This is a genomic window from Oenococcus alcoholitolerans (assembly GCF_051852995.1).
Taxonomy (GTDB): Bacteria; Bacillota; Bacilli; order Lactobacillales; family Lactobacillaceae; genus Oenococcus; species Oenococcus alcoholitolerans.
In genome coordinates this window covers 751,034-770,981 of record NZ_CP176042.1, presented here as the reverse complement: position 1 = coordinate 770,981, position 19,948 = coordinate 751,034, and the positions used below count along the sequence as shown (strand labels likewise).

Sequence of the window (19,948 nt, the reverse complement as noted above, 5' to 3'; positions counted from 1 at the left end):
TTTAAATGAAAAAGACGAAAATTGTTTCTACTTTAGGACCTGCTTCTAATGATTTAAAAACCATTTCAGCTTTAATTGAAAATGGAATCAATGTTGCACGTTTTAATTTTAGTCACGGTGATCATGAAGAACATGCTGCTAGAATGGCACTTGTTCATGAAGCAGAAAAAAAGACCGGACGTTTGATCGGATTTATGCTTGATACGAAAGGTGCTGAAATCCGTACCACTGTTCAAGATACTCCGGATGGTAAGATATCCTTTAAGCAAGGCGATAAAGTTAGAATCGCCATGGATGAAAATCTTAAGGGTACCAAAGAAAAAATAAGCGTAACTTATAAAGGCTTGTACGATGATGTTAAAATCGGCGGCAAGATCCTTTTCGATGACGGCATTATTTCCTCTACTGTCTTAGAAAAAGACGAAGCAAGAAGAGAACTTATCGTCCAAATCGATAATGATGGTGTTCTTGGCGGCAAAAAGGGTGTCAATGCACCTGGAGTTTCTATTAATCTTCCTGGTATTACTGAAAAAGACCGTTCAGATATCGAATTCGGTTTGGAACAAGGCATCGACTTTATCGCTGCATCTTTCGTTCGTAAGCCTCAAGACATTCTTGATATTCGTGAGCTTTTGAAAAAGCATCATGTTGAGAATCACGTAAAGATTTTCCCAAAGATCGAATCTCAAGAGGGAATCGATAATTTTGAATCGATCATTGCGGTTTCTGATGGTTTGATGGTGCCTCGTGGTGATATGGGTGTTGAGATACCTTATGAAGAAGTTCCAGTTATCCAAAAGAAAATGATTCGTTATATGAACCGTCTTGGAAAACCAGTCATCACTGCAACTCAAATGCTGGATTCGATGATTGAAAATCCAAGAGCAACTCGTGCCGAAATAAACGATGTTGAAAGTGCTGTTTGGGATGGTACTGATGCGACCATGCTTTCTGGCGAATCAGCTAACGGAAATTGGCCGGTAGAAGCGGTTAAAACAATGGCTACTGCTGATGAATTTGCTGAAAATCATGTTCACCAATATGGTAATCGTGTAAATCTTCGTAATGAACCAAAGATCAGCGATACTGAAATTCTTGCGCAGGCTGCAGTTGATGCTGCTAGAGAAGCCGGTGCTAAAGTTATCGTCGCATCAACTGCTTCAGGTTATACTGCAGGTCTTATCTCTAAGTATCGTCCTGATTCACCAATTTTGGCGATCACTTATAGCGAAGAAGTTGCGCGCTCTTTGACAGTCGACTATGCTGTTTATCCAGTTATTAAAACTGCTCCAAAAACAACCGATCAATTGATCGAACTTGCCGAACAGACCGTTCGTGATCAAAATTTGGCTGGTTCTGGTGATACAGTCGTCGTAACAGCAGGACTTCCTATTGAAAAGCCGGGTACGACCAACTTGATCCATGTTGTAAAACTTTCTTGATTTTATTTTTATCAAACTAAAAACGGCCTTAGCCGTTTTTTTATTGCTTTTTTAAAAATGATAAAATTATTTGCGTGAATCAAGAAGAACAGTTTACAATTTCGCTTAAAGATTTTAGTGGTCCTTTAGACTTGCTTTTGCACTTAATAAGAACTCAAGAGTTTGATATATTTGATTTGCCGATCGCTAAAGTTACTGATCAATTTCTTGATTTTATTGAACAAAAAAAAGGCCATCCCCTGGATCAGCGTAGTGATTATCTGCTTATGGCTGCGGATTTGGTTAAAATAAAATCTCGTTTTCTTTTACCAGTTGAGAAAAAAAACATTGAAGAAGACCCAGAACAGGATCCAAGACGTTCGCTTGTTGAGGCTTTGATAGAATATGAAAGATATCAAAAAGTCGTTAATAAGTTAGAAAAATTAATTAAAAAAAGAAATTTATACTTTGACCGGCCTCAATTAAAAAAACCTGATTATGTTCACCTTTCGCCAATTACAAGGGGCATAGATATCGATCAACTAAAAAAAGCTTTCCTGACTATTGTCAAAAGAAAGTTCGATCAGCTTCCAAAAACAAGAAGTATAGAACAAGAGCGATATACTATTGAACAGAAAACCAGTCTGATCAAAAATATTTTTAAGCATCGATCTATGCGTTTTAAAATCAATTTTTTCGATTTATTTGAAGGACAAACAAATATCGATGAGCTTATTACTACTTTTTTAGCTATTTTAGAAATGGCAAAAGACAAAGAATTGGTAATTCATGAAAATAGAGCGGACAATAATATAATTATTAAGAAAGGTTGATTGATGCAGTTAGATAAAACAGCTGTCATTTTTTCTTTAATATTTGTTTCGGGCGACCAAGGTATAGATATAGATTCTCTATCAGCTGCCAGTTCTTTTGACAGATCAGCGGTCTATAGTTTGATTGATTCAATAGCAAAAAAATTAAAAGACGAACCAAAAATACCCTTAGAACTTAAAAATAATGGCGGTATCTACAGATTTACGACTAAAATTGAATTTGCCGATGTTTTGGAAAAATATTATCAGCAATCAGTTAGCAGCAAGCTTTCAAAAGCGAGTTTAGAAACTCTGACTGTTGTTGCATATAAGCAGCCCGTCACCAGAATAGAAATAGATAAAATAAGAGGGGTCAATTCAAGCGGTGCGATTTCAAGGCTGCTTGCTAATGATTTGATCGAAGAAGCAGGCAGAAAAAATGTAATTGGCCGCCCAGTTCTTTATAAAACTACTGATTTCTTTTTGAACTATTTTGATCTCAAAGACTTAAATGATTTACCCGATCTGCCGGATATAAAAATAGATGAAGAAGATTTGAGCGGCAGCGACATTTTTAAAAACAATTTTGAGGGGAATAATGACTGATAATTTACAAAGATTACAAAAAGTGATCGCTGCAGCTGGAATAACTTCTAGAAGAAAAGCAGAAGGATTGATAAGCAGTGGACAAGTTTATGTCAATGGAAAGCAAACAACTGAATTAGGAACGAAAGTACGGCCTTTAGTTGACGAGATTTCTATTAATGGGAAAACTATAATCGTCCAGCCGAAAATTTATTTGATGCTCAATAAGCCAAAAGGATATGTTGCATCAAGCAGGAGCTTTCCTAATCAGCCTAGTGTCTTGGAATTGATAAAAAATAAGGAAAGAATCTTCACAGTCGGCAGGTTAGATAAGGATACGACCGGTTTATTGTTATTGACTAATGATGGAAATTTTGACGAAATAGTTAGTCATCCGCGTTATCAGATCCAAAAAAAATATCGCGTTGGCCTACGCGGCAAAGTTGCTTTAGATTCTTTAAAGGATATCCAAGGGCCAATTTACTGGGAAGGGGAGGCATATAATCCTATTTCGATTAAGCTTTTAAATTTTGATAAAAAAGAAAATCTCTCCTTTGCTGAAATAATTGTTGCCGAGGGTAAAAATCATGAAGTAAAAAATATTTTTGAGGCTTTTGGTTTTAAAGTAATTACGCTTCAAAGAATCTCTTTGGGCAAATTAAATTTAGGCAGTTTAAAAATTGGTCAATCAAGACCTCTAACTAATAAAGAAATCGGAGAGTTAATTTCTTATGGAAAGAAAAAATAAAAATAAAGAATTAAGATACCTTACAGTTACAGTTCTTTTCTCGGCGATCAGTTTTTTGTTAATGATTTTTCCTAAAATTTCGATTATTCCTGGGGCGTCTTTTCTGGAATTAGAATTTTCTATAATCCCAATAATGCTGTTAGCCGTGACTTTAGGGCTTAGATATGCTTTAGCTGCTCTTTTTTTAAGGACCGTTCTTCATCTGATCGTCTTAAATAACGGTATTGGTACTTTGATAGGCCTTCCTGTAAATTTTGTTTTAGCTTTAATTTTCTTGGTAACCTTTTTCTATTTAAGAGAAAAAAACGTTTGGCTCTCTTTTATTGCAGCCACTATTTTGCTCACTTTATTTGCAATCATCCTTAATTTATATTTTGCAGTCCCTCTTTATTCAGAATTCATGAAATTCGATATAAATAAATTGATCGGGATCAATAAATACATAGTATCGATGATTCTTCCTTTTAATTTGATAGAAGGGATTGCCTGGTCTTTTGTTTATTATCTTTTATCGCCTATATCTAAAACCTTGTTAAAAGGGCTATGATAGAATATTGTGTAGTACGAGGTGATTAGAGGTATTTATGAGTGATTTTCGACCATACGATCCTAATGAAGATAGTAATAATAAAAATAATAGTTTGAACAGTTCAGAAAATAGCGGTTTTCGTCCGTTAAATCGGAATAGGGCTAATCAAAATGACGATTCAGACTTTTCTGATCCTTTTAAGTCGTTTTCTCCGGAAAAAAATAACGGCGATCAAGGAACTGGAAGAAATGATCAAATTTTCAAACCCTTCGATACTGATTCTGAAGATCAAAGCGAAAATGGTATAAATGATGACCATCCAAGCTTTTTTGGTCATAACCAAAATGATTTTTCTGAATCTGAATTTGATTCTGCTAATTTTAATAATCAAAATCAATCTAGTCAGAGTGCAAGCGGCCAGGAGCCGGATACTTTCGATAACATTGATTTAAGCAGGAATCAAAACGTTTATCCTCGTAATGATTTTGAAGATCCTGCAAAAAATGACAGTTCCAATTCTTTTTCAGACGATGGTGGAAAACAAAGTTTCAATCCTTTTGCCCAGCAAAATACTTCTGAAAATGTTCGCGGCGAAGGAAATGATGATCATCAAGAAAACCTTCCGCCTATAAATAACGTTTCGGAAAATAGATACAGTTCGCCAAATCAACAAAATCGTTTAAACGATTATAGAAATGACGGCACTGATCAAGACCAAATTCCTAGTCAAAGATTCAATAATAACGGTAATAACGACCGCACCCGGGCACCTAGAGCTGCTAATGATAGAAATAAGAGAACCAGTACAAGAAACCAGAATAGTGGATTTTTTACAAAATTCAATAAAAATCTCATTGTAGCTCTGATCATAGCTACTGTTATAATCTTGATCGCGATTCCAACGATAGCTTCATTAGCTGGCAATCGCAACGGCGGCAATAACACTCCTAGAGCTGCATCATCTAGCAGTTCCAGGTCTACTTCGTCTAGCAGTTCCAGTTCTTCATCGGCACCAAGTTCTTCGAGTTCTGAAGTATCGTCCAGCGATACTGATTCATCCAGTGCAGTCGAATCAAGCAGTCAGGAACCTGCAAGTTCATACAGCTCTTCTCAAGCCCCTGCAGAATCCAGCCAACCAGAAGAATCTTCATCAAGCAGCAGTACTGCTGGCGGTTATGGTTCTTACACCGTTCGTTCAGGAGATACCGCATACAGAATCGCTGTAAATCACAATATGACTCTTAGCCAGCTTTATCAGTTAAATGGTCTGCCAGCTGGTTCTTCGATTCAACCGGGCCAAGTTTTGAGGGTTTATGGCGGACAGTAATAATTTTCAAGTAGCCATCGATGGGCCTGCAGGATCAGGAAAATCAACTGTTGCCAAAATCATAGCAAAAAGATTTAACCTCATTTATGTTGATACTGGAGCTATGTACCGTGCCGTGACTCTTTATGCCAAAATGAATGGCATAGATTATGAAAATGAACAAGAAATTTCGGATAGAGTGACCTTTATTTCAATAAAATTTTTGCCAGCTGATCCTGTGCAAAAAGTTTTTTTGAATGGCGAGGACGTTACTGAAGAAATAAGGTCTAAGGAAATAACTAATAATGTATCATTGGTGTCTTCCTATAAAAAAGTTAGAGATGAGATGACTGCCCGGCAGCGGGAGATGACCTCCAGTAATGGTGTAGTTATGGACGGCCGTGATATTGGAACCACGGTTTTGCCCCAAGCACAGGTCAAGATTTTTTTGGTTGCAAGTACATTAACCAGAGCACAAAGACGTTTTTTGGAAAATAAAAAGAAAGGTTTGGATCAGTCGCTCAGCAGCTTAGAAGAAGATATAAAACAAAGAGATTATAAAGATTCCCATAGATTGATAAGCCCATTAAAAAAAGCGGATGATGCGATCGAGTTAGATTCATCAAATCTCACTGTTGAACAAGTCGTCGATAAAATATCATCTATAATTTCGAGGCGCCTGAAAACAATTAATCAAAGTTAAATATGAAAAAAGAATTCAAGATAGCGATCGTCGGTCGACCAAATGTTGGCAAATCAACTTTATTTAATCGACTCGTAGGCTATAAAAAAGCAATAATTGATGATCAGCCTGGAGTAACAAGGGATAGATTGTATGAAAAAGGTGAGTGGAATGGACTTGCTTTTTCACTGATAGATACTGGCGGAATTTCAGAAAATGATCAAGATGTTTTTGCCGAAGAAATAAAAGAGCAAGCAGAATTAGCAATCGAAGAAGCAGATGCGATCCTTTTTTTAGTTGACGGAAAAACTGGAGTTACAAAAGATGATCAAGTAGTTGCTAAGATATTATATAAATCGAAGGTACCGGTTTTTTTGGCTGTTAATCATATTGATAATTTCAATCAAAGAGATGAAATTTATGATTTTTATTCATTAGGCCTAGGAGATCCATACCCAATTTCAGCAGTACACGGATTAGGTGTTGGAGATTTATTAGATGATCTGGTAGAAAAATTAAAAAATGAATTATCTTCTTCCGATAAAAATGAAAATTTAGAAGATGACAGTATAAAAATTGCTTTGATCGGTCGACCAAATGTTGGCAAATCATCTATCTTTAATCGTTTGATCAAGGAAAATCGGTCTATAGTCAGCGATGTTCAAGGTACTACCAGAGATAGCATAGATGCTCAATTTTCTACAAAAGAAGGTCAGACTTTTACAATTACTGATACGGCTGGTATCAGAAGGTCCGGCAGAGTTATCGAAAAAACTGAAAAATATTCCGTTCTCAGAGCTCAAATGGCTGTCGAAAAAGCTGATGCAGTAGCTGTTATTATTGACGCACAAGCCGGTATAAGGGAGCAGGACAAGCATATTGCCGGAATAGCTACTGAAAAAGGCCGGGCTGTTTTGATCGTTGTTAATAAATGGGATGCTATCGAAAAAAATAATTATACGATGAAAGATTTTACCGATCTGATCCGTGATGAATTTAAATTTCTTGATTTTGCACCGATATTGTTCGTTTCTGCAAAAACAAGTCAAAGGATTGATTTAATACCAGATACGGCTGCAGCCATCGATGAAAATCATAAAAAAAGAATAAAATCATCCGATCTTAACCAGGCGATAATTGATGCTTTGGCTATTCATCCGACACCGACGAGAAACGGAAAAAGACTAAGGGTTTATTATGCAACTCAAGTTTCAGTTGCACCGCCTACTTTTGTTATTTTTGTGAATGATCCTGATTTGATGCATTTTAGTTTCCAAAGGTATTTGGAAAATCAGATCAGGGACAACTTTGATTTTTCCGGAACACCGATCGTATTGAGAATCAGAGAGAGAAAGTAAAGCTTTTCAATTGACAAAAAAGTTACAATTCGCATAATGACGCGGTTTTAACCTATTTTTTTAATTGATTTTGTGTTAAATTTTTAATAGTGAAATCATGATATCGTGAATTTTACTAAACAACAAATTATATAGCAGGAGAAACTAATGGCAAATAAGCAAGAATTAGTCGATGCAGTTGCAAAAAAGACTGATTTAAACAAGAAAGTCGCTGCAGCCGCAGTTGATGCAGTTTTTGATTCAATTTCAAGTTACCTTACTAAAGGTGAAAAAGTTCAATTGATCGGCTTTGGAAATTTTGAAGTTCGTGATAGAGCAGCAAGAACGGGACGTAATCCACAAACGGGAGCTGAAATTCAAATTCCAGCATCAAAAGTTCCTGCATTTAAAGCTGGTAAAGCTTTAAAGGATGCTGTTAAATAAATAAAATTCAAACCAGCGTTTAGCTGGTTTTTTGTTATAGAATTATTAAATAGATGACTCAGTATTCAGATAAAATAATTGAAAATATTTTAAACGATTCATTCGATAATCAAAAATTGATCGATCAAGCTGCTCAAAGAGACGATGAAAATAGTTTGGTCAGACTCATTGAATTTTTATTGTCCAAGGGTTTTATTGACGATACAGAAAGTTTATTGAAAATTTCTTTAAATCGGTTTCCGGCCAATGATGAATTCAAACTTTCCTTAGCAGAAATCGACATAGAAAACGGCAATGATAATCATGCCCTTGATTTGATATCACAAATAAGTTCCGAGAGTGAATTATACACATCAGCTCAAATAGATAAAGCGGATCTGTATCAGTCCGAAGGACTATTGGAATCAGCTGAGGGAGTTCTATTGGATCTCCAAGAATATAGCTCGGATCCTGTGGTCAGGTTTGCTCTAGCGGAATTTTATGATTCGGAAGGCGAAAACGGTAAATCTGCTCAATTGTATGATTATTTGATCGAAAAAGGATTTTCAAAAATAGGTGATATCGATCTGCACCATCGGCTGGCTTCTGCGCTTGCCTCGAATGGTAAGTTTGAAGATGCAGTTGATGAATTCAAAAAAATAGGTGAAAAAAATCTTTCTGCTAAAGAGTTGAGCATGTTCGCTCATGCGTATATCAAAAGCAATGATGAAGAACTTGCAATTCCGATCCTTGAAAAAAATATTGAAAATGATGAAGGCGTTTCAGAAGATTATTTAAGCTTAGCGGAGCTTTACTTTAAAAAGGGCAGGAATGACCAGCAGATCAAAGTGCTCGAATTGGCTATGCAGGCCGATCCATTCAATTCTGAAATAAGATACCGGTTAGCATTAGCTTATAGCCAAAAGAAACGATTTGACGATTCTGATGAGCAGCTAAGGGAACTTTTAAAAAAAGACCCTAATAATCCCGATTTAATAAGTTTGTCAGCTCTTAACGATCTTTCGCAAAAAAAATATCAATCAGCTTTTGATTTGTTAAATATCCACTTAGAAGACGATGAAAGCGATAACCGATATTTTTGGTATCTTGCAAGGGCTGATTTTGGGCTTGGCAAAGTAGATGCCGCTATTAAAAATATTTCTCAAGTAAAAGACTACTTTTTCGATGATCCACAATTTTTAAAAGATGCTTTTTTCATCGTTAGAAGCAAAGACGAAGATAGAGCCAAAGACTATTTGAATCAATATTTGAAGCTTGTTCCTGATGATTTTGAAATGGAGAATTATTTATCCTAATGAAAATTGAGTTAGACCAATTGTTTTTAGATGCCATACCTATTTTGAAAACGTTAGAGAAAAATGGTTTTCAGGCTTTTTTTGTTGGCGGATCAGTTAGAGATGCACTTTTAAAGCGTCCGATCCATGATATCGATATAACAACAGATGCAACACCGCGGCAAATGAAGGATATTTTCGAAACTGCCGATAACTATTCTGGGGAAAAGCACGGAACCGATCTAGTATTTTTTTCTGGTAAAAATTATGAAATAACGACATTTAGAATAGATGGAAAATATAAAGATGACCGGCATCCCGACCATGTAACTTTCACAAAAAGCTTGCGAGAAGATCTGGCCCGAAGAGACTTCACGATCAACGCTATCGCGATGGATTCCGAAGGGCGATTATTTGATTATTTTGGCGGATTAGATGATTTAAAAAAAGGGGTCATAAGAAGTGTCGGTATGGCAAAAAAAAGGTTCTCAGAGGATGCTTTAAGGATTTTACGGGCATTCCGCTTTGCTTCACAGCTGGATTTTAAAATAAGTCCCAATACCTTGACTGCGGCTACTGAACTTTCAAACCATTTAAGGATAATAGCAACAGAAAGAATATTTACAGAATTTTCCAAACTCCTGACCGGAAGTTCAGCTGATACCACTCTAAAAAAAATGTATGATCTGTCGATAACTAAAAATCTTCCCGGTAACGATCTGATAAGCGATCCGCGCAAACTATTTTATAGTTATCGAGTTCCAAAAGAAGCAGAAGAAAATATTTGTTGGATTCGTTTTGTATATTTAACTCAGCTGTCTGGAAATGAATTAATGCTTTACCTGAAAAATTGGAAAATGAGTAATGAACTTATAAAAACCATTACTAAATCATTAGCGCTTATAAATAATCCGAAGCCTGATCCGCTTGATTTGTATAACTGCGGTCAATATTTCTATTTTGCGATAAAAGCTTGGCACCGTTCTGACGAGAAAGAACTTATCGAAAAATTTGAGAATTTACCAATTCATAGTAACGATCAGCTAAAAATAAACGGTAATGATTTGATAAAGGCAGGTTTGATCCCTGGTCCGAAAATAGGAAAAATACTAAATGAACTTAAGCAGAAAGTTATTTATGGCCGAGTTGAAAACTCTCGTGAAAGTTTGATAAAGGAATTTTTAAATGATAATAGAAATTTGGGCTCAGTCAAAAAATAAAGTCATCGGCAGCAACGGAAGCTTGCCTTGGAAATTACCAGATGATATGAAATTTTTCAAGGAAAAAACCCTTGGAACTGCCGTTGTAATGGGCAGGAAGACTTTTGAATCTTTTGGATCGCGCCCTTTGCCCAAAAGAACCAATATAATTTTGACTAGAAATAAAAAATCATTGATAAAGAAGGATGCCGTTAAAATAGTTGATAGCCCGGAAAAAGCAATCAAGATCGCTCGAGAATCAGGACTGGATCTTTTTGTTATCGGCGGAAGCGAAGTCTATAAAAGCTTCATGCCATATACTGATAAAATTTATGTCACGATGGTCAACACAGAAATCAAGGGAGATACTTATGCTCCTGACATTGATGATGAAATTTTTGAAATTTTTTCAACAAAACATCATCCGGCAGATAATTTACATAATTTTTCTTTCGATTTCTTAAGCTTTCAAAGAAAAAAGTCTTCTCTCAAGTATAATAATTAGAGTATGTCATTGATTAAAATTGTTACAGACTCATCAGCAGCATTAACAAAAGAAGAAATTAAAAAATACGATATTACAGTCGTCCCTTTACAAGTCTTTATAGATGGTAAAAGTTATTTAGAGGGCGTAGATATCACTCACGAACAATTTTTTAAGAAAATGGAGCAGGCTAAAGATTTTCCAAAATCAAGCCAGCCGGCCGTTATAAATTTTTATAACGCTTACCAGGATATTTTAAAAAAGGATCCCGGCGCACAGATTTTAAGCATACACATGTCGACCGGCTTATCAAGTACGGGACTCACAGCCCAAAGTGTAAGCAAAGATTTTAACGGCAAAGTTACTTATATCGATTCCCATTCGATCGACCGAGGACTGGCTTTTCAAGTATTGGAAGCCGGTAAAATGGTTCAAGAAGGTTCTGGAATAGAGGAGATAATCGCGCGTTTAAAGAAGGTTGCTGAAAAGACACGTATTTTTTTGACACTTGAATCATTAAAGAACTTGGTTGCTGGCGGACGTATTAATAAGGCGACCGGTTTAATAGGATCATTTTTGAATATCAAAGTTGGAATAGAGTTTATTGATGATTCCATAAAGACGATCATTAAGGGCCGGGGCGAAAAAACCGTTAACAAATTTTTTGACCAGCTGATCTCTGATATGCATAATATACCAAATATCAAAGCTATCGGTGTATCCCATGTTGATGCGGACGAAAAAGCTCACCAGATCGGAGATAGGCTAAAAAAACTTTTTCCGAATGTGCCTGTAGTAGTTTTGGGAACTGCACCGATCATTGCTACACATACAGGCATTGGGACTCTTTGCATTTTGTATTATAGTGACTGAGTGAGAAAACATTATAGAACAATTTTATTCTTTTCAATTCTGCTGTTTTCTTTGGTTTGCTTTGCCTTATTTAGCGGATTAAGGGCAGGTCAAATACATAATGTGTCCATTATTAAGAAGGCCAATGTAGTTTTTATCGGTGATTCTTTGACTTATGGCGTTGGAGACACAAGCGGCCAATTTGGTTATACGGGTCGAGTTGAAAAAACGCTAAGAAGGAATCATAAGGGGGTCGACTTTTCTTTTGAAAATTTTGGAAAACCCGGTGATCGGTCTGACCAGATCCTAACAAGAATTAATAGTTCTAAATATATTCAAAAAAAACTAAGTCAAGCCAACATAATAGTTTTAACGGTAGGCGGAAACGATTTACGCCAATATCTTTTAAGAAATATTTCCATATCAAGTCAAGAACAGCTGAATAACGGGGTAAAAGAGCAGTCTCAAATATACAAAAGGTCTTTGAGAAACCTTTTTGACAAAATCAGGGCGTTAAACAATAAATCATCTATTTTTATTTTCGGTAATTACAATCCTTTTTTTGTTTATCTAGCACAAAGAAGAGATCTTAATGACGATGTGGTGCAATTTAACTCAATAAATAGTTCGCTTTCTGAGTACGATCAGCAGAAAAAAACTTTTTATATTTCGATTTTCCGGAAATTAACTTTTGGACAATTCCAAACGAGATCCCAAATTGAAGCTTTGATCGAAAGAGACCAAGATAGCAGATCGATTCTAAATAATAACGATGAAATAAAAAATAATCTGATTTCTACCAGCGATAACTTTCATCCAAATAACAAAGGATATGATTATATGGCAAAATCATTATACAGCATGATTGAAAAGAGATTTTCATGGCAAAAATAAACAAGGATAAAATTAATATTTGGTTCTATCTTTTTTGGTCGATAGTTCTTTTTATAATTATTTTTTTATTTTCAATATATTATTTTATTTTTTTGAATCAAACTTCTGTATCACCAGCGAGAAACGCGGTTAACAGTTCTAATGCAACTTTTAATATAACTTTTACAAAGAAACAAATAAACAGCATTTCTAAAAAAAATATTTTGAAGATATAGAAAAAAAAAAATTTAACCGTAGATGTTGAAAATGACGGTATTTATTTATATGGAAATCAAAAAGTTTTCGGATCGAATATAAATTTTGGTTTATTGACAAAAGCTCAGGTAATTAAAAATGGAAATTTGTTGCTAAAACCAAGAAAATTAGTCGCCGGATCGCTTCCTTTGCCGATTCCGATAGTTTTGTCTTATGTTAAGGCAACGGAGAACATACCGGCTTTTATAAAAATAGATCCAAAGAGAAATGAGATTTTTGTAGACATGAACGAACTTCCTACTGGCCGTATTTTTGCTTTTAAAGCTGAAGAAATAAATTTGAAGCAAGACCGTATTATCTTTAGAGGAGGTTTAAAATAGTGAGAAGCAGAAGTTTTTATCAATGGCTGATGACACAAAGAAAACCTGAGAATGCAAACGAGGTTCAGGAGTTTGCTAATGGGGCTTTTTATGATTCGGCTTTTCCCAAACAATCGCAGGATTTTTCAGAAATATCGAATTATTTAGAAGAAAATGCTAACTATTTGGCAAGCATGCAAATTTTTGATGAGGCTTGGAAAGAATTCTTGGCTTCCGAGGAGGAATTATGACTCAACAAATTCAATGGTTTCCCGGCCATATGGCCAAAACCTTTAGAGAGATCCGTGAACAAATAAAGACGATCGATTTCACTATTGAAATAGTTGATGCACGTGCGCCGCAATCAACTCAAAATCCAAAAATAGGTGAAATTATTTCTCAAAAACCTGTCTTTTTGCTTCTTAACAAAATAGATTTAGCCGATCCTGCACAAGTAAAAAAATTTTCTAGGATAAATCAGGAAAATTTTTCCGGTATTTTGACGACTGACTCTAAATTAGGTGTATTGTCACGTGATTTTTTGAGACAGTTAAAAAACAATCCTGTTTATAATGATGTGTCTGATAATAAAAAAAAATCTAATTTGAGAGCATTAGTCGTCGGTACCCCTAATGTTGGCAAATCAACTTTTATAAACCATTTAGCAGGCAAAAATATCGCTAAAACAGCTAATATGCCAGGAGTCACAAAATTTTTGTATTGGATCAGAACTAAATATGATCTTGATCTTTTAGATACACCGGGTCTTTTATGGCCTAAGTTTGAAGATCAAGATATAGGCGTGAAGATAGCTCTTCTAGGCGGTATAAAGGATACACTTCTAGCACCGGATGATCTAGCGCTTTGGTTTATTTCTTTTATGCAAAAAAATTATCCAACGGCGATCGCAACTGAATATAAAATAAATCATTTTCCTTTAGATAATCCAACCGCAGCCTTGATGTCTATCACTAGCCAACTTGGGATGCGTCAGGATTTTGAGCGCTCCAGCCAAAAATTGATCCATGATTTTAGAGCTGGAAAATTTGGGAAGATATCCCTAGACTATTATGGCGACAGTTTTATCAATTAGCTGCGGGAGCAAGCTGCACAAGTATGAAAATAAGTGAAATAAAAAAAGGATTTCCACAAAGATTTTTATTTGAAAATGAGCTTAAATCAACAGGTGCAAAGTACATCGCCGGTATCGACGAAGTCGGGCGCGGATGCTTAGCCGGTCCGGTCGTCGCTTGTGCTTGTATATTGAAAAATGATTTTTTTGTTGAAGATTGTTTTGACTCAAAGCAATTAAGCAAGAAGAGAAGAAAAGAATTAGAACCGCAAATAAAAGATAGTCTAGTTTGTTTTGCTTTCGGTAAAGTTTCAGCAACAAACATTGATAAAATGAATATTTATCAGGCTACTAAGATAGCTATGAAAATGGCAGTTGAAAAACTTTCTGTAACTCCTGATCATTTATTGATCGATGCAATGACGATCGACTCAAAGATAGAACAAAAAAAGATAATCCATGGAGACCAAAAGTCTAATTCGATAGCGGCAGCTTCAATTTTGGCAAAAGTATATCGTGATGATTTAATGAAAGAATACGACAAATTGTACCCAGGTTACGGATTTTCTGCCAATATGGGCTACCTGACAAAACAACATCAAGACGCTTTGGCTAAATATGGTATAACTCCAATTCATCGGAGAAGTTTCGCTCCTATTTTTCAAAAAAGCAATTAAATCGCGTAATACCCCTTAGGAGGTTATTCATATTGTGAAACTACGCGATTATTTATTGATTCTGCACCTTACCTTAGGCAGCAGTAAAAAGGAAATATTTTTTTACAGGAAAATTTTAGATCTATATCCTAACGAAAAACAGCTGCCGTTAAGCAAAGAGGAATTTACAAACCTTTTATTAGCGAGCGGCGAATATAAAAAAGTTGATCAAATCGTTATCAACCGATATTGCCAAATATTGGATCAGTTTATTTTTAATTACAACGATTATCAACAAATGGAATTTATAGCAATTTGTGATAAGGAGTATCCTTATCAACTTAAACAAATTTACGAACCGCCGATAGTTATCTTTTATCAAGGAAATATCGATCTCTGTAGAAAACCAATGATAACTATCGTCGGTACAAGAGAAATGACAAACTACGGCCAACGTATTTTAAAAAGATTGATACCTGAACTTATAGAAAGAGGATTAACAGTCGTTTCGGGTCTAGCTAGAGGAATCGATGGTTTTGCCCACGACCAAGCACTTAAGTCTAACGGAAATACTATCGGCGTGCTTGGAAACGGTGTAGATATCTGCTATCCAGCTGAAAACGCTTTGATCCAAGAAGAAATAAAACATAGAGGACTGCTCTTGTCAGAATATTTCCCCGGTCAAAGACCAGCCAAGTTTCATTTCCCCGCTCGAAATAGGATCCTTGCAGGAATTTCTTCAACTACGTTAGTTATCGAAGCAAAAGAGCATTCAGGAAGCCTGATAACAGCTGCTTTTGCTGCACAAGAAAATAGAAATGTTTTAGCAATTCCCGGCAATATGGACAACCTTGAATCTAGAGGTACTAATAAACTTATATCCGATGGAGCAAAAATAGTTTTAAACGCGGAAGATATTATGGAAGAAATAATTTATTACTGAATACTTGACAGCTAGTGTAGACTGTTATTCGTGGTAACAAAAAAAAGAAAGTCAAAAAAATTAGTGATCGTTGAAAGCCCTTCAAAAGCTAGAACGATCGAAAATTATCTTGGTAAAGATTATGAAGTGCTCGCTTCTATGGGACACATAAGAGATTTGCCTAAATCACAGCTTGGGGTGGACACGGAAAATAATTATCAACCTAAGTACATCAACATTCGCGGAAAAGCACCACTTATAAATTCTTTAAAAAAGGCTGCTAAATCCGCCTCTTCCATCTATGTTGCTTCCGACCCTGACCGAGAGGGTGAAGCGATAGCTTGGCATTTAAGCCATATTTTAGGTTTGCCGGAAGATGGTAAAAATAGAGTAACCTTTAACGAAATAACAAAAAATGCCGTTAAAGATGCTTTTAAACATCCGCGTGCCATTGAAGAAGACCTTGTAAATGCACAACAAGCAAGAAGAATTTTGGACAGATTAGTTGGATACTCGATCAGTCCTATATTATGGCAAAAGGTAAAAAGAGGGTTATCAGCCGGCAGAGTACAATCGGTAGCACTTGGCCTCATTTTAGATAAAGAAAAAGAAATATCATCATTCGTTCCAAAAGAATATTGGAGTCTTAGTGCTTCCTTTAAGGCTAAGCGCCATGAATTTGATGCTGATTTTTATGGTTTGCACAATAAGAGAATGAAATTATCAACAAAGAGCGACGTTTCTGATATCCTTTCTAAAATAGATAAAAATGAGCCGTTCAAAATAGCCGACATTTCTAAAAAAGAGTCAAAGCGAAACGCTCCAAATCCTTTTACAACTTCAACACTGCAGCAAACGGCCAACTCGCAACTTAATTTTCACGCTCGTAAAACTATGCAGATAGCTCAGGGGCTTTATGAGGGTCTGAGTGTACCTAAATTTGGTCATGTTGGTTTGATCACCTATATGAGAACTGATTCGACAAGACTCTCAGAAACTGCACAAGAAATGGCGAAAAAGTTTATTTTGGATAATCTTGGCAATGATTATTATCATCGGAAAAATATAGTCAAAAAATCCGATAATATACAAGATGCGCATGAAGCAATCAGACCAACTAACGTTGAAATAACGCCAGACTCTATCAAAAATACTTTAAGCCGCGATCAATACAGATTATATAATTTGATTTGGTCGCGATTCTTGGCCAGTCAAATGGAAGCTCAAAGGATCGAAAATCAGTCGATCATGATCGAACAGAACGATGTTTACTGGAGAGCTACGGGGATAAAAGTACTTTTTGACGGCTGGACAAAAATTTTAAAAACGTCGTCTACAAAAAACAATATCTTGCCCGCTTTAGAGATAAATTCTTCTGTGCAGATGGTCAGCAATTTACCCGAACAGCATTTCACTCAACCGCCCGCTCGATACACAGAAGCTACTCTGATAAGAGCTTTAGAAGAATTAGGAGTCGGTAGGCCATCTACTTATGCACCTACGATGGATACCTTGCAAAGACGCGGATATATTGGTTTTGATAAGAAAAAAATAATCCCAACCGATCTTGGAGACATAGTGCAGGATGTCGTCAGGAGATCTTTCCCGGAAGTTACTGATAACAAATTTACTTCTAAAATAGAAGAAGAATTAGATAAAGTTGAAACAGGCGATGCCAAGTGGCAAAAAGTTATCGATGATTTTTATCGTCCCTTTAAAAAAGAGGTCGATCAGGCTGTAGAAAACTTAGAAAAGGTTCCGATATATGATCGAATAGCGCCTGAACTATGTGAAACATGTGGTTCTTTGATGGTTATAAGGAGATCGCGCAGGGGTGAGTTTTATGCCTGTGCTCGTTTCCCAGATTGCCACGGAACACAATCTATAATTGAACAAATCGGTATGAAGTGTCCAAAATGCGGTATAGGGGAAGTGGTTATAAAACACACAAAACGCGGAAGAATTTTTTATGGCTGCTCTCGCTATCCCGACTGCGACTTTGCTAGTTGGACAAAACCTAAAAAAAGACGATCAAACTGCAGTTGATGCTGATTGAATAATTTAACAAGAGAAAAATAAATTATTAATGTTTTTGTATTTTGTTAAAGAGGAAAAGAAAATATTTAAATCAATATCTAGGTATATACCAGTTGGTTGTCACGATAACTAAGATACCAAATAACAAAGTTGCTAATAATAGTACAGTTAACAAAATTGTGAGTATTTTAAAAACAGGAAAAGAAATTGTTTTTTGATTTATCAAAATTTCGTCTTGTATTTTTTCGGAAGCTTCAATAGCTGCTCTTTGTTTTGCTCTATCAGAAAAATTGATAAGATCTATTAAAAAGCGATCGTAAAAATTTACCAAAACGTTTAGATGATTTTTTCTTCTAAATGTTTTTCTTTTGTTTTTCTTATAACGATGATACGCCAAGCCTAAGCGGATATTGTCAACAGGATTTAAATTGTTTCTAAACTGCATTTTCGTATCTCCACTTTGATTTTATGTAAAAAAAATCCAAAAAAAATTTTTTTTGGATTAACTTAAAACTTTTTATATTTTTATAACATTTAATATTGCTTTTTGTTTAATAAATCGTGAAAACGAGCAGATTAAATGATATAGAATGTACGTGATGACAGATTATCGTTTAAAAAGCAAATTTCTAACAGTTACGATTTCAAATCACGGAGCTCAACTTTCTTCTGTAAAAGCCAACAACGGTGGTTATGAATATTTATGGCAGGCAGATCCTGAGGTCTGGGGAAGACATGCACCGATTCTTTTTCCTATCGTTGGGCGCTTAAAAGATGATCGATATTCGTTTAACGGCAATGAGTATAGGATGAATCAACATGGTTTTGTTCGCGACCTTGACTGGGAATTAGTTTTTAAAGACCAAGAACAAATGATTTTTCAGGTTCAAAGTAATGATGAAACATACAAAATATATCCGTTCGAATTTAAACTGCGTGTTACTTACCAATTGCATGATTTTGATCTATCAGTAAATTATCAAGTGGAAAACACAGACAAAAAAATATTGTTGTTCTCGATCGGCGGTCATCCAGCATTCAATGCGGATTTTGCTAATTCGAAAATAGTAGCTAATAGACGACGTTTTTACAGATATTCATTAAAGGGAAATTATTTGGACCTATCAAGCAAGCGCGAATTTGATTTTGGAGTTGCTCGAAAAATAACTCGAAGTGATTTTTCAAACGATGCAATAATCCTTAAAACCGTTCCTGGAATGACCGAAATAATGCTGGAAGCCAGTCTGCCGGATGAACAAAAAAATGGCGAAAAAATAAGTTATCGTCCGGCTAGGATATCTTTAAGTGCGGATGATACCGAGTTCATTGGCATCTGGTCCAAAAATACCGAACAGGCTAAGTTTGTTGCGATAGAACCATGGTGGGGAGTAGCTGACACAACGGGTTCTGATGGTGTATTAAAAGATAAATATGGTATACTTGCGCTCCAATCCGGGCAAAGCCAGAACTTTAAATACTCAATCGGCTTTCTTTGATTTCCAATAAAGGATGCCAAAGGGCACCGTTCTTTCTTGTCCTTTAAGGATCCGTTTGATATTTTCTCTATGGCCATATAAAGAGATGAGAGTTACGATAATGGCAACTATTTTAAGAAAATTATCCGGCATTAAGAAAGCTTCTATAGTGCCGGATATAAAAGTAATGATCGAAGCCAAACTTATCATTGACCCAAAAAAAAGTACGATTACAAAAACGGCCGCACAAAAAAGAAAAAAAGTCGGATCATATGCTAGCATCACACCTGCAGTAGTAGCTACTGCTTTGCCTCCTCTAAAATTCAAAAAAATCGAATAGCAGTGGCCGATTACGGCAAAAATACCAAATATCAAGGGGCTTACGCTATGAAAACCCATCATTCCTGGAAGGATGGTGGCAATACTTCCCTTTGCGATATCTATTATTAAAACGATTACGCCCGCAATAGGGCCGATAGTCCTGAAAACGTTTGTAGTGCCGACGTTACCAGACCCCTCTTTTGTGATATCTTTTTTAAAGAAATATTTTCCGATCCAATATCCGGTCATTATAGAACCGATCAGATATGCAGCAATGATGAATAAGATAGTTTTTAAAATCACGGTAACAGTATAGCCTATCGCGGAAAGCTTGCAAAGAAAAT

Annotated in this window: 23 protein-coding genes; 21 read left to right on the top strand and 2 right to left on the bottom strand. The window is 35.8% G+C overall.

The window, feature by feature from the left end:
• Window positions 1-5: 5 nt before the first annotated feature.
• The 20 genes from pyk (at window position 6) to topA (ending at window position 17,817) form a co-directional block, all read left to right on the top strand.
• Complete coding sequence (pyk, locus tag ACKP2L_RS04405; protein WP_439426146.1) at window positions 6-1,442, top strand: pyruvate kinase; 1,437 nt, start codon at window positions 6-8, stop codon at window positions 1,440-1,442.
• A gap of 74 nt (window positions 1,443-1,516) precedes the next feature.
• Window positions 1,517-2,254 carry a segregation and condensation protein A gene (locus ACKP2L_RS04400; RefSeq protein ID WP_439426145.1) on the top strand — a complete coding sequence of 246 codons (738 nt, stop codon included), beginning with the start codon at window positions 1,517-1,519 and terminating at the stop codon, window positions 2,252-2,254.
• A 3-nt stretch (window positions 2,255-2,257) separates the two neighbouring features.
• On the top strand, window positions 2,258-2,839 hold the full coding sequence (gene scpB / locus ACKP2L_RS04395) for an SMC-Scp complex subunit ScpB (RefSeq protein ID WP_439426144.1): 582 nt from the start codon (window positions 2,258-2,260) through the stop codon (window positions 2,837-2,839).
• A complete protein-coding gene (locus ACKP2L_RS04390; RefSeq protein WP_439426143.1) occupies window positions 2,832-3,566 on the top strand; it encodes a pseudouridine synthase in 735 nt (244 codons plus the stop codon). The genes scpB and ACKP2L_RS04390 overlap by 8 nt, the downstream gene beginning before the upstream one ends.
• Window positions 3,550-4,113, top strand: coding sequence for an ECF transporter S component (locus ACKP2L_RS04385; RefSeq protein WP_439426142.1), 564 nt, complete (start codon window positions 3,550-3,552; stop codon window positions 4,111-4,113). The genes ACKP2L_RS04390 and ACKP2L_RS04385 overlap by 17 nt, the downstream gene beginning before the upstream one ends.
• Before the next feature lie 37 nt (window positions 4,114-4,150).
• Window positions 4,151-5,422 (top strand): LysM peptidoglycan-binding domain-containing protein, encoded by a 1,272-nt coding sequence (locus ACKP2L_RS04380; protein ID WP_439426141.1) that lies wholly within the window; start codon window positions 4,151-4,153, stop codon window positions 5,420-5,422.
• Window positions 5,409-6,104 (top strand): (d)CMP kinase, encoded by a 696-nt coding sequence (gene cmk / locus ACKP2L_RS04375; protein ID WP_439426140.1) that lies wholly within the window; start codon window positions 5,409-5,411, stop codon window positions 6,102-6,104. The genes ACKP2L_RS04380 and cmk overlap by 14 nt, the downstream gene beginning before the upstream one ends.
• Window positions 6,105-6,106: 2 nt before the next feature.
• Window positions 6,107-7,441 carry a ribosome biogenesis GTPase Der gene (der, locus tag ACKP2L_RS04370; protein ID WP_439426139.1) on the top strand — a complete coding sequence of 445 codons (1,335 nt, stop codon included), beginning with the start codon at window positions 6,107-6,109 and terminating at the stop codon, window positions 7,439-7,441.
• A gap of 147 nt (window positions 7,442-7,588) precedes the next feature.
• The gene (locus ACKP2L_RS04365) at window positions 7,589-7,864 is read left to right on the top strand and encodes an HU family DNA-binding protein (protein ID WP_439426138.1); all 276 of its coding nucleotides are present in this window, start codon (window positions 7,589-7,591) and stop codon (window positions 7,862-7,864) included.
• Between the two features lie 53 nt (window positions 7,865-7,917).
• On the top strand, window positions 7,918-9,159 hold the full coding sequence (locus tag ACKP2L_RS04360; protein ID WP_439426137.1) for a tetratricopeptide repeat protein: 1,242 nt from the start codon (window positions 7,918-7,920) through the stop codon (window positions 9,157-9,159).
• On the top strand, window positions 9,159-10,358 hold the full coding sequence (locus tag ACKP2L_RS04355; RefSeq protein ID WP_439426136.1) for a CCA tRNA nucleotidyltransferase: 1,200 nt from the start codon (window positions 9,159-9,161) through the stop codon (window positions 10,356-10,358). Before ACKP2L_RS04360 ends, ACKP2L_RS04355 begins: the two co-directional genes overlap by 1 nt.
• Entirely contained in the window at window positions 10,324-10,842 is a 519-nt protein-coding gene (locus ACKP2L_RS04350; RefSeq protein WP_439426135.1) for a dihydrofolate reductase, read from the top strand. The genes ACKP2L_RS04355 and ACKP2L_RS04350 overlap by 35 nt, the downstream gene beginning before the upstream one ends.
• Before the next feature lie 3 nt (window positions 10,843-10,845).
• On the top strand, window positions 10,846-11,694 hold the full coding sequence (locus ACKP2L_RS04345) for a DegV family protein (RefSeq protein WP_439426134.1): 849 nt from the start codon (window positions 10,846-10,848) through the stop codon (window positions 11,692-11,694).
• Window positions 11,695-11,796: 102 nt separating this feature from the next.
• Window positions 11,797-12,567, top strand: coding sequence for a GDSL-type esterase/lipase family protein (locus ACKP2L_RS04340; RefSeq protein ID WP_439426133.1), 771 nt, complete (start codon window positions 11,797-11,799; stop codon window positions 12,565-12,567).
• A gap of 254 nt (window positions 12,568-12,821) precedes the next feature.
• Window positions 12,822-13,142, top strand: coding sequence for a DUF2140 family protein (locus tag ACKP2L_RS04335; RefSeq protein ID WP_439426201.1), 321 nt, complete (start codon window positions 12,822-12,824; stop codon window positions 13,140-13,142).
• Complete coding sequence (locus tag ACKP2L_RS04330; RefSeq protein WP_439426132.1) at window positions 13,142-13,372, top strand: YozE family protein; 231 nt, start codon at window positions 13,142-13,144, stop codon at window positions 13,370-13,372. Before ACKP2L_RS04335 ends, ACKP2L_RS04330 begins: the two co-directional genes overlap by 1 nt.
• The gene (gene ylqF, locus ACKP2L_RS04325) at window positions 13,369-14,214 is read left to right on the top strand and encodes a ribosome biogenesis GTPase YlqF (protein WP_439426131.1); all 846 of its coding nucleotides are present in this window, start codon (window positions 13,369-13,371) and stop codon (window positions 14,212-14,214) included. Before ACKP2L_RS04330 ends, ylqF begins: the two co-directional genes overlap by 4 nt.
• 23 nt (window positions 14,215-14,237) lie before the next feature.
• A complete protein-coding gene (locus ACKP2L_RS04320) occupies window positions 14,238-14,870 on the top strand; it encodes a ribonuclease HII (RefSeq protein WP_439426130.1) in 633 nt (210 codons plus the stop codon).
• A 34-nt stretch (window positions 14,871-14,904) separates the two neighbouring features.
• Complete coding sequence (dprA, locus tag ACKP2L_RS04315; protein ID WP_439426129.1) at window positions 14,905-15,792, top strand: DNA-processing protein DprA; 888 nt, start codon at window positions 14,905-14,907, stop codon at window positions 15,790-15,792.
• Window positions 15,793-15,822: 30 nt separating this feature from the next.
• Window positions 15,823-17,817 carry a type I DNA topoisomerase gene (gene topA / locus ACKP2L_RS04310; RefSeq protein WP_439426128.1) on the top strand — a complete coding sequence of 665 codons (1,995 nt, stop codon included), beginning with the start codon at window positions 15,823-15,825 and terminating at the stop codon, window positions 17,815-17,817.
• 82 nt (window positions 17,818-17,899) lie between these two features.
• Here the strand turns inward: topA and ACKP2L_RS04305 are convergent, their stop codons facing one another.
• Window positions 17,900-18,253, bottom strand: coding sequence for a hypothetical protein (locus ACKP2L_RS04305; protein WP_439426127.1), 354 nt, complete (start codon window positions 18,251-18,253; stop codon window positions 17,900-17,902).
• A gap of 154 nt (window positions 18,254-18,407) precedes the next feature.
• On the opposite strand from ACKP2L_RS04305, the gene ACKP2L_RS04300 reads away from it, so the two are divergent.
• Window positions 18,408-19,304 (top strand): aldose 1-epimerase family protein, encoded by an 897-nt coding sequence (locus ACKP2L_RS04300; protein WP_439426126.1) that lies wholly within the window; start codon window positions 18,408-18,410, stop codon window positions 19,302-19,304.
• On the opposite strand, the gene plsY is transcribed toward ACKP2L_RS04300, so the two are convergent.
• A complete protein-coding gene (plsY, locus tag ACKP2L_RS04295) occupies window positions 19,287-19,907 on the bottom strand; it encodes a glycerol-3-phosphate 1-O-acyltransferase PlsY (RefSeq protein ID WP_439426125.1) in 621 nt (206 codons plus the stop codon). The genes ACKP2L_RS04300 and plsY overlap by 18 nt on opposite strands.
• Window positions 19,908-19,948 lie beyond the last annotated feature (41 nt).